Here is a 12,760-nt window from a genome sequence, read left to right on the forward strand (position 1 = left end):
AGGGTTATTTAAGGCTTTATTTATGTAATTTATAATATTTTATTTAAGTAATTATAATACCTTGAGCAGAGAAATGGATAATTTTCTATGCCAAGGTATTTTTTTATTAAATAATTCAGGGTTATGGAGGCGTGTAAGATGAGAATTAAGAGTGGAATTTTTAGTGTTAGATTAAGAGGCTAAAAGGTGGATTTATGAGTTGCCTTAAATGTGGCTATCTAAACATATGATTTAGATAGTAGAATTTACTCCGTATATATCATGGAGATTTCTTTAAAGAAGTAAACTTTAAAGTTAAAATTCTATAATCATGAATCCGTACTATAGTAGCTTAAATAGTATGATTAAAGGAGATTATGGAAATGGAAAGAAAAGGAATAGTAGTAGGAATAAATATAAATAATGAAAATGGATTTGAAGAATCTATGGTTGAACTTAAGAATTTATGTATGGCCTGTGATATTGAAGCTATAGGAGAGCTTGTACAAAATTCAAAACAAATCAATAAGGCACATTATATTGGAAGTGGAAAGCTAGATGAATTAAAATCATTAGTAAATAGTGAAGAAGTAGACATAGTAATTTTTAATAATGAGCTATCGTCATCACAATTAAGAAATATAGAAAAGGCTATTGAATGTGAAGTTATAGATAGAACTGCACTAATACTAAGTATATTTGCTGAAAGAGCAAAAACTAGAGAAGCAAAACTTCAGGTAGAGGTAGCAAGACTTCAGTATTTATTACCAAGACTAATTGGGGCTAATGAAAATTTAGGTCGTCAAAGTGGAGGTGTAGGAACAAAAAACAAAGGTGCTGGAGAGAAAAAGTTAGAGCTTGATCGCAGAAAGATTGAGGCCAAAATAGCTGCCTTAAACAAGGAACTTGAAGAGTTAAAACATCAAAGAGAAACACAGCGTAACTTAAGAAGAAAGTCTAGTGTGCCCCAAATAGCCTTAGTTGGATATACTAATGCAGGGAAATCATCAATTATGAATAGTATGATAGATACATTTAAAGATAGTGAAGAAAAAAAGGTTTTTGAAAAAGATATGCTGTTTGCAACCTTAGAAACGTCTATAAGAAGCATAAAGTTAGATGATAATAAAAAATTTTTATTGTCAGATACAGTAGGGTTTGTAAGTAACTTACCACACAATTTAATAAAGGCTTTCAGATCTACCCTAGAGGAAGTTTGTGAAGCTGACTTATTACTCCATGTTGTAGATATTTCTAATCCAGATTATAAACATCATCTTAAAGTAACAAATGAAACATTAAAAGAGATAGGAGCAGAATCAGTTCCTATGATTTATGTTTATAATAAGATTGACTTAGTAGATTATTATTTAACTGAAAAAAATGGAGTTTATATATCAGCAAAGAAAAATTTAGGTATAGATAAACTTGTAGAAACTATATCTAATAAGGTATTTAATAATTATATAAATTGTAATATGTTTATACCTTATGATAAAGGAAATTTGTTATCTTATTTAAATGATAATGCAAGAGTTATAGATAGAAAATATAGAAATGATGGTACTGAGTTATCTATTGAGTGTTCCAATATAGATTATGAAAAATATAGGGAATATGTAATAGGCTAAATTAAAAATAATTAAAAAATATTAAAAAGTATTGACAGAAGTTCAATATGCATATAATATTAATAGCATATAAATTCAAGAAATTCTATGAAGAGAAAAAGTAAGTAGTATTTTTGTTCCAAAGAGAGTTGGCATTTTGCTGAAAGCCAATGTTCAATATACAACTGAAAATCATCTCTGAGAAGCAACGCCGAAATATTTTAGTAGGTTTTGCCGGAGTCTTTCACCGTTAAAAGAAAAGCGTATTGTTAGATACGTATCTAAGTGTTGTAATTGAATCTATTAATGTATTGTTTTTAGATTTGTTTACAGAATTAGGGTGGTAACGCGGTTTAACCCGTCCCTTGTTTTTCAAGGGACGGGTTTTTTATTTTACATTAGAATTAAAAATGTAAGAAAGAAAAGACATAGAAAATCTTTTGGATGTATATCAGTGCTAAAAGAAGGGAAGCAAGGCGCTAATAAACTGAAAAGGGGGAATATTATGGATATACAAGGTGATATTATTAGCTAGTAGAAAATTCACAGCATAAACGAGGGGGAATAAAAATGAATAACTTATCAAAAAAAGATTTAGTATTAATAAGCTTAATGCTTTTCTCATTATTCTTTGGAGCCGGAAATTTAATATTTCCACCATTTCTAGGACAATTAGCAGGGGGAGCAACTTGGATTTCTATGGCAGGATTTTTTATAACGGCAGTAGGATTTCCTGTTTTAGGAGTAGTTGCAGTGGCTAAATCAGGGGGACTACATAATTTGGCTAAAAGAGTTAATCCGTTATTTGCAGGGGTATTTACAGTACTTATATATTTATCTATTGGACCTTGTTTAGGTATTCCAAGAGCTGGAAGTTTACCTTTTGAAATGGCTGTAGCACCATATTTGCCAGAAAGCATATCAAAAATCTGGGCACTTTTTATATTTACTTTAATATTCTTTTCAGTAGCTTATTGGCTTTCATTAACCCCTGCTAAATTAGTGGATCGTATGGGTAAGTTTTTGACACCAATCCTATTAGTACTAATTTCACTAATTTTTATAGCATCAATTTTCAGACCATTAGGTAGTTATGGGGTAGCCACAGAAGAGTATGTAAATTCACCTTTTGTTAAAGGCTTTTTAGATGGATACTTAACTATGGATACCATAGCCGCTTTAAATTTTGGAATAGTTATAGCTTTAGCTATAAAATCTAAAGGAATTAAGGATGAAAAAGCAATTATCTCTACATCTGTAAAGGCTGGTGTAGGCGCAGGCGGATTATTAATAGTAGTTTATTCTATACTGGCACATCTAGGAGCAACTAGTGGAGGAAGATTTGGAACTACTGAAAATGGAGCACAAACTTTAACAAATATCATGACTTATATATTTGGAAAACCAGGTGCTGTACTGTTAGCAGTGATATTTACATTAGCTTGTCTTACAACCTGTGTTGGACTTATAACTTCCTGTAGTCAATACTTTTCCGCATTAAATAGTAAATTATCATATAAAAATTGGGTTAGAATATTATCACTTTCCAGTATGATTCTTGCCAATATGGGATTAACAAAAATTCTTGCTATATCAGTACCAGTATTAAATGCAATTTATCCAATAGCAATAATGCTTATAGTCCTTGCAATGCTAGATAAGTTTTTTAATGGAAGTACAGTGGTATATGGATTAACAATATTGTTTACGGGAATTATAAGTGTAGCTGATGCATTAGGGCAAGTTGGAATACAATGGAACTTTATTGTGAATTTATTTATCAAGTTACCGCTCTATTCTAAAGGATTAGGATGGGTGGTGCCAGCGCTAATTGGTATAATACTTGGAACTGTATACAAGTTAGTTGAAGAAAAAATAAGCTATAGTAAAGTAAGTGAATTATAAAAATACTCTATAACTATAATTTCCAACATAAACTAGAAGAAAGACATGGGATAAGTATATTAAAATTATAAGGGGAATAATTTTAATAAAACTGTTGACATTCACGTTACGTAAAGCTGTATATTGAATATTAGGAGGAGTGAGAATATGGAATATACAGTGCAAAATTTAGGTAAGTTAGCAGGGATAAGTACAAGAACCCTTAGATACTATGATGAAATAGGAATTCTTAAGCCGGCAAGAATTAATTCATCAGGATATAGAATTTATGGGCAAGCAGAACTTGATAGACTGCAACAAATACTGTTTTATAGAGAATTAGGGGTTAGTTTAATAGATATAAAAAATATAATAAATGAACCTTCCTTTGATGGGATTAATGCACTTATAGAACATCGCCTTAAACTCCTTGAAAAAAGAAAACAAATAGATTTGTTAATAGCTAATGTTGAAAAGACCATAGCTAACAAAAAAGGAGGAATTAAGATGAGTAATAAAGAAAAGTTTGAAGGGTTCAAACAAAAACTAATAGATAAAAATGAGAAGAAATACGGTAAAGAAATAAGAGGAAAATATGGTGATGAGGAAGTAAATAAATCTAATGCAAAAGTAAAAGATATGTCAGAAAAAGAATATGAGGAAGTAACAAACCTGGCAGAAGAAATTATGAATACTTTATCAGCAGCTTTTAAAACAGGTAATCCAGCTGGAGAACTAGCTCAGAAAACAGCAGAATTACATCGCAAATGGATAGAATATTACTGGAGCAGTTACAGTAAAGAAGCCCATGCAGGACTTGCCCAAATGTATGTGGATGATGAAAGATTTACAGCATATTATGATGCTAAACAACCAGGAATGGCAGCTTTTTTAAGGGATGCTATATTCATATATACAGGAACTGATAAATATTAATATAAACATTAAAATTTAAGGATATGAAAGGGTGTCTCCAAAGTATAAGTTTACTAAAATAAACTTAAGGTAAGGCTTTGGAGACACCCTTATTTATCAATTAAATGAGTTATAAAAACTTCCCTTTTTACAAAGTAGAGAATCTATATCTGCAAAAGGAATTTTGAAGGTAACAAAACCAGCAGCATAAGGTGCAATCTCATAAGGTGCAAAAAATATATATAGATTATCTTCATCTACATAAAAATTCTGGTTACTAGTAATACCTTTAAATCCATCTTCATATACATAAGAATATTGAGGGTCAGTTTCTATCATATTTTCTATGATTTTATTTATTTCATCTATCCAACGAGTAGTACAATCAAATAAATCAGATAAGGAATAAAACTCTCCAGTTTTTAAGTTAATATTTGGTGTGCTTCTAGCGGTCATTCCATGAGCAGCGCCAAAAGGATAATAATAGGTATTTATTTCTGGAATATATAAGTCTTTTTTAAAGAATAAAGTTTCAAAATTTCCATAGAGATTATAATCTAAAACTTCATTACGATCAACTATCTTAAGAGCACACAATTCCCTTAATTTTGAATTGATGTTTTCAATTACTGTAGATGGAGTAGACTGATTAATTTGAGGATAATATACTAAATAATCTACATTAGGCTTATATTTTAGTTTTAGTATAGTATATTCATCATTTAATTTAATTCGATTATTGGGTTTATAGATTATATCACCCTTTGTATTCAGGTAATAAGGAATATAGTCTATATCGGCATAAACAATGTCACATTGAAGCTCTAAGGTGCCAGTTCCTTTAACTACAGGTAAGTTTCTAACAATTCTACCACTAAGGTCTATAAAGAAACTATTTTCAAGATTATAAGCAGAGGCTAATCCATTTTTAAATTTTTGAATATATAAGAATTTAAAATCTGTAAGGGTATTGCCCTTGTTGTCTCCTAACGCGTAGATACTATTAAAAGAAGTATTAACATTATTACCACGATAAATGCCTAGGGCAAATCTATTATCTCCAACATATCTTATGTCGTCATAAATGAAAGGATATAGAATATGATCAGATAAAGTTACAACTCCATAATTACCTTTATAATTAGGTGCGGTGCTTACTACCATGTATCCATCATTTACAGGAGAAGCAGATGTAAATTTAGGCTTTATAAGAACACGACCATATATGTCTACATAACCAATAAGCCCTCCTAGACTTTCGGAAAAAGTAAATACACCTTCATTATAATTACCTACAAATTTATAAGGAAAGGTTGTAATAATAGTTCCACTTTTATCAATTACTTGATAGGTACCATCACGAGATTTAACTAGTGCATAGTTATTTTTAAAGTCACTACCTTCCAAATAATTTGGTGGTAGTACTTCATTACCATCCATATCTATATAACCATATAGTTGGTCATCTGAAGAAGTTTTAATACTAACAAGGGCTAGAGAATCACTATAGCTAGAGATAAAGGTATATGGATTTTTAGTAATTATTTTTCCACCTTCATCTATAACACCCATAATGTCTCCTTGTACATATACAGCTCTAGATTCAACAAAGGGTTCTATAGAATTATATATAGGTGGAATTACATATTCCCCATTAATGTTAATAACCCCACAATTATTATATTTGCAAACTATAGCTAATCTATTTTCATTGAAGCTTGATGCTGTAGAAAAGCTAGGTGATATAATAAAATTTCCTTTAGAATTAATATATCCATATAGGCTTCCTTTTTGTGTATTTGTTAGAGCTGGATATAAATCTACGCAAGATTCTTTGAAATCACTCATAAATACTCTCCTATTCATTACTTAATATTAGTGTATTTAAGTTTATTTAATATGTTTCAATGAATTTATAAAGTTTAACATTATTAAGAATTAATTATTACATATAGGTATATCATAATAAAGGTTACTAAAAGGTGACCAATTGAAAGGTTAAGTGTATATTGATATATTTAGTGTAAATAACTTTGAAAGGAGTAAGATATGGAATATATTTTATTATTTTTAGAAGGAATTATAACCTTCATATCTCCATGTATTTTACCAATGTTGCCTATATATATTTCTTACTTTGCGGGAGATAATAATTTAGAAGATGGAAAGAAAAATAATACTTTAATAAATGCTTTAGGATTTGTAATTGGTTTTACAATAATATTTACACTGTTAGGAACCTTAGCAGGGACTTTTGGAAGCTTTATTAGAAATTACTATACACTACTTAATATAATAGGTGGAACAATAATAGTTATATTTGGTCTAAACTACATGGGTTTACTTAGAATTTCATTTTTAGAGAGAAGTTTTAAGATGGATATGAAGATTAAGTCTCTAAAATTTATTTCTTCAATCTTATTTGGAGTAGTTTTTGCCATCGGATGGACGCCATGTGTAGGTACATTTTTAGGATCAGCCCTGATGATTGCTGCTAATAGTCAGCAAGTTTTAAAGGGCACTTTAATGCTATTCATTTATAGTATAGGATTAGGAATCCCTTTTATTATATCTGCTATTTTGATAGGGAAGCTAAAGGAAACCTTAGATTTTATAAAAAGAAATTATAAAATAATTAATAGGATTTCTGGACTAATTCTTGTAGTTATTGGAATTGCAATGATGACAGGATATTTAAATAAAATACTTTCAATTTTAAGTTTTTAGGAGGCAGTTATGAAAAATAAGAATATAATTATATGGATTATAGGTTTCATTATATTTTTTATATTAGTTTATCTAGGATATAATGAACTATCATCTCGATATAATGAAAATGAGAAAAATAACAATAAAGGAATAAGTGATAGTCTTATCACTGGTGAGGAAGGTAAGACAGAGGATACAAAGGCCAAAGCTGTAGATTTTACAGTATATGATGAAGATGGAAAGGAAGTTAAACTATCAGATTACAAGGGCACACCAGTGGTACTAAACTATTGGGCTAGTTGGTGTGGACCTTGCCAGAGTGAAATGCCGCTATTCAAAGAAGCAAATAATAAATATGGAGACAATGTTAAAATATTAATGATAAATATGACAGATGGACAAAAAGAAACTGCAGAAAGTGCTAAAAAGTTCATGGTAGATAATGAATATGATATGCTCACTTTATATGATAAGGATTTAGATTTTGCTAATAAATACAATGTTGCAAGTATACCAAGAACTGTTTTTATCGATAAGGAAGGATTCATTACTATGGAAAGAATTGGTATAGTCAATGAAGAATTTTTAGAGGCTATGATAGAGAGGATTAAGAAATAGATAAAACTATTAATAATTAGTGAAAAAAGTGTATTAAGAGTAGCTAAAGAAAAATGATACAGGTATAATATAGACTTAGTAGCGTATACTTATTTAATTATATAAAAGTTTTTAGAGGTATATACTAAAGGAGAGAAGTTATGTTTGTAGCAAATAATGAAGAATATCACTGCCCAGTAGAAGCTTTAGCAAATATTTTAGGCAAGAAGTGGGTAGCTAATATAATTTGGTCACTAAGTAAGGATAGTAAAAGATTTGGAGAATTAAATCGTCGAATGAAGGGCTGTAGCAAGAAAATGCTATCTCAGCAGCTAGAAATTCTTATAAATAGCGAGATCATAGATAATGAAAAAGAGATAAATAACAATCAAGTAGAGTCAGTTTATTATCTTACACCTAAGGGGAAATCCTTACTCCCAACTATTGAGCAAATGGTTTTATGGGGTGAAAAAAATTTGCCTTGCAAGTAAGATTATAATATAAATGAGGGAAATCAAAATTAATAAACAGAGTTCTTTGCTTCAGAGGGAGTATTAACTCCCAATGAAGCTTAGAAATCGTTATCCAGGGACGTAACTGCTCTTTACTCCCACTTTGAAGAAGATGGGAGTATTAGAGCTGGTAGTCATCGGACAAAATAAAAAGGATATCTTAAAGCTATTAAAGTTAATAAGCTAAGATATCCTTTTATATTAAGCTTACAATTAAATTCAGGTTTTAAAGTATTAATAAAATAAGTTATAATGATTATTAGTAATGATAATTTAAGCTATTTAAATATGAATCTATTTTAAAATATACCTATTTAAATAGGTAACTATATAAATATATAACTATTTAAATAGTTGTTCTGTTCATGCGGGTTTCAGGGGTTTGTCATTTAAGTAGAGCATTAAAAACATGCTAAAATATGAAGATTTAATAGCTATATTGTTAGTTCTTTTTATTAGTATGATAAGTTAAAAAGCAAACACATAAGAGGATTAAAAAGGAGCTTAAGATGGAAAACTACATAACTAAAGATAATGAATTTTATAATGATGTGGAGAATGCAGATAATTTAAGTAAGTATAAATTAGACATAGATGAAGCAATCAAAGCTATAATTTCTAAGGAAGATAGATTAGTTTTTGCCAGTGTAGTAAAGGTAGCTGATATTACTAATATTACTGTTTTTAAGTATCCTGAATTAAGAGGATATATTTTAGAAAAAATAAAGTTTGAAAAGGAAATTCAAGCTATAGATAAAAAAATAGATAGAGCCATAGCTAGATTAAATAAAGGAAATAGAAGAATTACTTTTATTTCATTAATGAATAGTTGTAAATTTAACTCTGATCATATATATAACAATCCATACATAAAGGAGAAAATTAGAGCAGCTGTTATTGAAAACACTAGAGGCTTATGTAAAAAGAAGTAGATATTTTACAAAAAAATATGTATTAGGGTATAATAGTGATTAAGGAAAATTTTATCATTAAATAGTAATATGGAGGTGCAATATGGTAACAATGGAAAAGATAAAGACAAGAGAAGAAGTCGAAGAAAAATATAAATGGAAAGTAGATAAAATGTACGCCACTGATGAAAAGTGGGAAGAAGATTTTAAAAAATTAAAGGAAAAATCTCCAAGTCTTTTAGAATTTAAGGGACACCTTAGTATAGGAGCTAAACTATTAGATTACTTACATCAATATGAAGAGATGGCAAGTTTATATGAGGATTTAGTAGTATATGCTCACTTAAGAAGTGATGAAAATAAATCTAATTCTAAATATCAAGTTATGATGGATAAAATATCTACTTTTGGAGCTGAATTTAGTGGATTAATTTCATTTTTCCTTCCAGAACTGTTAACTATGGAAGTGGAAGATATTAAGAAGCTTATAGAAAATACTTCTGGATTAAAACATTATGAAAGATATATTACAAATATATTTGAAGGTAAACCTCATATTTTAAGTGAAGCAGAAGAGAATATATTAGCAAATGTTAGTGATTGTCTAAGTGCGCCAAGTAATATATTCACTATGCTTACTAATGCTGATATAACTTTTCCAAAAATAAAGGATGAAGAGGGTAACGAAGTAGAGCTTACAGCTTCAAATTATTCAGTATTTATCACAAGTAAAGACAGAAAAGTCAGAAAAGAAGCCTTTGAGGTGCTATTTAAAACTTATAAGAATTATGAAAATACCGTGTCAACTTCGTATACTGCTTCTGTTAAGAACTTTATTTTTGAAAGTAAAATTAGAAAATATAACTCTTGTCTTGAAGCATCTTTAAAACCTAATAAAATTCCTGTGGAAGTATATAAAAATGTAGTAAACACAGTGAATAAAAGAATAGATTCTCTTCACAGATATGTAGAGTTAAAAAAGAAATTACTTAACTTAGATGAAATTCATATGTATGATTTATATGTGCCAATTATTGATGCACCAAAGTTTAATATAGCTTTTGAAGAAGGAGTAGCTCTTTGTGAAAAAGCTCTAGATCCAATGGGGAAAGAGTACATTGATATCTTTAGTAAAGGTGTTAAAGAAGGTTGGATTGATGTTTATGAGAACAAGGGAAAAAGAGGAGGAGCTTACTCTAGTGGTAGCTATACCTCTATGCCATATATCTTATTAAACTATAAAAATCAAGTGAATGATGTATCTACTTTAATTCATGAAATGGGGCATAGCATACACTCCTATTATTCAAGAAATAATCAACCATATACCTATGCTGATTATGAATTATTCTGTGCTGAAGTTGCATCTACTACTAATGAGTGTTTATTGATAGACTATTTAATAAAAAATGAAAAAGATAAAGCTAAAAGACTATATTTAATAAATCAACAACTTGAAGGAATTAGAACTACTGTATTCAGACAGACCATGTTTGCAGAGTTTGAAATGATTGTCCATGAAAAAATGGAGCAGGGGGAAGCTTTATCTAGTGATGATTTATGCAAGATTTATCATGACTTAAATGTTAACTACTTTGGAGATACTATGGTAGTGGATAGTGAAATTGACATTGAATGGGCAAGGATTCCTCATTTTTATAGAGATTTCTATGTATATCAATATGTAACAGGTTTTGCAGCAGCTAACTCTTTCTATGAAAAAATTCTTAATGAAGGGGAAGAGGCAGTTGAAAAATATAAAGGCTTCTTAAAAGCTGGATGTAGTGACTATCCAATTAAAATACTAAAAAAGGCTGGGGTAGATATGACTACACCAAAGCCTTTAGAAGATACTATTAATAGATTTGATGAACTTTTGGCTATGCTTGAAAAAGAATTATAAGAAAAATTATACCTGGAATATTGGAAAGTGAATTTAAATATATTAAGATTTTTTAGGTTATAATAGTAAATAAAGATGATTTTAAAGTAATTATGTACTTTGAAATCATCTTTATTTTTTATTGCAATATAAAAATTGCTATTATGTGTTTAGAAAATTATCAACTATATTAAAGTTCACTAATGCATTTTTTCATATTAAATGATAAGTGATTATAATATATGCTGTTTACTAATATTCTTTGATTATTTATGAAATTTTTTTCTTTACTGCAGTCTTTTCTAAAGATAATAACAAGCTATTCATTAGATAGATATATAATTTATGGATATATATGAAAAAACTATTGACTCTATACTAAGGATAGACTTTATTATGTATAAGGTAGTATAAAAAACAAAGGAGAATAAAGTATGGAAAAAGAGAATAGATTGAAAGAGTTTTTTAAATATGCAGTGCCTTCTGCCCTTGCCATGTTCATATCATCTTTATATACAGTAGTAGATGGAATATTTGTTGGTCAAGGTGTTGGTGATTTAGCATTGGCATCAGTAAATATTGTACTTCCCTTTACAGTTATGTTATTTGGACTTGCTTCAATGTTTGCCATAGGTGGAGGAACTTTAGTGTCTAAAAACATAGGTGCAAAGAATATAGATAGAGCAGTAATTATTTTTAGACAAGTATTTAAGTTTCTTTTAATAGCTAGCGGTATTATAAGTATTACCTGTATTATATTCACAGAACAAATAGTAACTATTTTAGGAGCAACAACTAGTTTGAAAGGATTAGCAGTGGAATATTTAAGATTTTATGCAATCTTTTGTATCCCTAACTTGATAGGAATAGTACTAAGTAGTTTTGTAAGAAATGATGGAAGGCCAAAGCTTTCCATGATATCAACAATTGCAGGAGCAGTAACTAATATTATCTTAGATTATATATTTATATTTAAATTTGGATTAGGTATAAAGGGAGCTGCAATAGCTACAGGTCTTGGTCAAATTATTACAGTATCTGTGTTATTGCCGCATTTTATTATGAAGAAAGGTTATTTAACCTTTGGTAATGTAAAAATAAATAAAAGAGATTTAAAAGAATTTTGTTTAATAGGATTTCCGTCTTTTTTTGCTCAAGGAAGTTATTCAATAATGGTATTAATACATAATATTGTTTTAGTTATGTTTCTTGGAGAAAAAGGAATTTCAGCCTATAGTATAATTAACTATATAACAACAAATATATATATGGTTCTTTATGGCTTGACTTTAGGAGTACAACCTCTAATAAGCTATAATTTTGGTAAAAAAGATGGAGAACAAATGCTAGGATTTTTCAAGATAACATGTATATCTTCAACAATAATTAGTGGTTTCTCTGTTATAATATGTTTTATATTTGGTCCAGCACTTATAGGTATATTTACAGCAGATCCTGTAATTGCAAATCTTGCATATATAGCACTTAGAATAGCAAGTGTAAGTTATTTTGCCGTTGGAATAAATTTAAATACATTAGTTTATTTCCAAGCCTTAGAGATGCCAAAATACTCAAATTTAAGTTGTCTTTTAAGGTCTGTTATATACTTGCCAATTTCACTAATGATACTTTATAAAGTCTTTGGAGCCAATGGAATTTGGGCAGGTACAATATTATCGGAAAGCCTTACATTTATAACTATAAGTATAGTGGCTAATATAAGAGTATCTACTAAAGAAGTATTAAGTGCATAAAATTTAG

10 protein-coding genes and 1 other annotated feature are annotated in these 12,760 nt (G+C 29.0%); of the genes, 9 read left to right on the forward strand and 1 reads right to left on the reverse strand.

Annotated features, from left to right (window positions below; all coding sequences use genetic code 11):
• Positions 1–356: 356 nt before the first annotated feature.
• The 3 genes from hflX (at position 357) to B3086_RS17640 (ending at position 4,409) form a co-directional block, all read left to right on the forward strand.
• Entirely contained in the window at positions 357–1,610 is a 1,254-nt protein-coding gene (gene hflX, locus B3086_RS17630) for a GTPase HflX (protein WP_414632297.1), read from the forward strand.
• A gap of 78 nt (positions 1,611–1,688) precedes the next feature.
• Positions 1,689–1,958 (forward strand) — a binding site (T-box leader).
• A gap of 201 nt (positions 1,959–2,159) precedes the next feature.
• Complete coding sequence (brnQ, locus tag B3086_RS17635; protein ID WP_346876425.1) at positions 2,160–3,494, forward strand: branched-chain amino acid transport system II carrier protein; 1,335 nt, start codon at positions 2,160–2,162, stop codon at positions 3,492–3,494.
• A gap of 147 nt (positions 3,495–3,641) precedes the next feature.
• Positions 3,642–4,409, forward strand: coding sequence for a MerR family transcriptional regulator (locus B3086_RS17640; RefSeq protein WP_346848277.1), 768 nt, complete (start codon positions 3,642–3,644; stop codon positions 4,407–4,409).
• 96 nt (positions 4,410–4,505) lie between these two features.
• Here the strand turns inward: B3086_RS17640 and B3086_RS17645 are convergent, their stop codons facing one another.
• A complete protein-coding gene (locus B3086_RS17645; RefSeq protein ID WP_346848278.1) occupies positions 4,506–6,236 on the reverse strand; it encodes a WG repeat-containing protein in 1,731 nt (576 codons plus the stop codon).
• A 201-nt stretch (positions 6,237–6,437) separates the two neighbouring features.
• Between B3086_RS17645 and B3086_RS17650 the strand changes: the two genes are divergently transcribed.
• The 6 genes from B3086_RS17650 (at position 6,438) to B3086_RS17675 (ending at position 12,753) form a co-directional block, all read left to right on the forward strand.
• Complete coding sequence (locus tag B3086_RS17650) at positions 6,438–7,115, forward strand: cytochrome c biogenesis CcdA family protein (RefSeq protein ID WP_346848279.1); 678 nt, start codon at positions 6,438–6,440, stop codon at positions 7,113–7,115.
• Positions 7,116–7,124: 9 nt separating this feature from the next.
• Positions 7,125–7,715 (forward strand): TlpA disulfide reductase family protein, encoded by a 591-nt coding sequence (locus B3086_RS17655; protein WP_346848280.1) that lies wholly within the window; start codon positions 7,125–7,127, stop codon positions 7,713–7,715.
• A gap of 140 nt (positions 7,716–7,855) precedes the next feature.
• On the forward strand, positions 7,856–8,185 hold the full coding sequence (locus B3086_RS17660) for a winged helix-turn-helix transcriptional regulator (RefSeq protein WP_035133205.1): 330 nt from the start codon (positions 7,856–7,858) through the stop codon (positions 8,183–8,185).
• 530 nt (positions 8,186–8,715) lie between these two features.
• On the forward strand, positions 8,716–9,138 hold the full coding sequence (locus tag B3086_RS17665) for a hypothetical protein (protein ID WP_346848281.1): 423 nt from the start codon (positions 8,716–8,718) through the stop codon (positions 9,136–9,138).
• A gap of 82 nt (positions 9,139–9,220) precedes the next feature.
• Positions 9,221–11,020, forward strand: a complete 1,800-nt coding sequence (gene pepF / locus B3086_RS17670; RefSeq protein ID WP_346894076.1) for an oligoendopeptidase F — start codon at positions 9,221–9,223, stop codon at positions 11,018–11,020.
• A 413-nt stretch (positions 11,021–11,433) separates the two neighbouring features.
• The gene (locus B3086_RS17675; protein ID WP_346848283.1) at positions 11,434–12,753 is read left to right on the forward strand and encodes an MATE family efflux transporter; all 1,320 of its coding nucleotides are present in this window, start codon (positions 11,434–11,436) and stop codon (positions 12,751–12,753) included.
• Positions 12,754–12,760: the final 7 nt, after the last annotated feature.

The sequence above is a fragment of the Clostridium sp. UBA871 genome (assembly GCF_002295255.1).
GTDB classification, from domain to species: Bacteria; Bacillota; Clostridia; order Clostridiales; family Clostridiaceae; genus Clostridium_J; species Clostridium_J sulfidigenes.

Coding starts and splice junctions, on each gene's coding strand:
- B3086_RS17665 (WP_346848281.1), top strand. CDS start 8,716: ATGGAAAACTACATAACTAAAGATAATGAATTTTATAATGATGTGGAG.
- B3086_RS17660 (WP_035133205.1), top strand. CDS start 7,856: ATGTTTGTAGCAAATAATGAAGAATATCACTGCCCAGTAGAAGCTTTA.
- pepF (WP_346894076.1), top strand. CDS start 9,221: ATGGTAACAATGGAAAAGATAAAGACAAGAGAAGAAGTCGAAGAAAAA.
- B3086_RS17675 (WP_346848283.1), top strand. CDS start 11,434: ATGGAAAAAGAGAATAGATTGAAAGAGTTTTTTAAATATGCAGTGCCT.
- hflX (WP_414632297.1), top strand. CDS start 357: ATGGAAATGGAAAGAAAAGGAATAGTAGTAGGAATAAATATAAATAAT.
- brnQ (WP_346876425.1), top strand. CDS start 2,160: ATGAATAACTTATCAAAAAAAGATTTAGTATTAATAAGCTTAATGCTT.
- B3086_RS17650 (WP_346848279.1), top strand. CDS start 6,438: ATGGAATATATTTTATTATTTTTAGAAGGAATTATAACCTTCATATCT.
- B3086_RS17655 (WP_346848280.1), top strand. CDS start 7,125: ATGAAAAATAAGAATATAATTATATGGATTATAGGTTTCATTATATTT.
- B3086_RS17645 (WP_346848278.1), bottom strand. CDS start 6,236: ATGAGTGATTTCAAAGAATCTTGCGTAGATTTATATCCAGCTCTAACA.
- B3086_RS17640 (WP_346848277.1), top strand. CDS start 3,642: ATGGAATATACAGTGCAAAATTTAGGTAAGTTAGCAGGGATAAGTACA.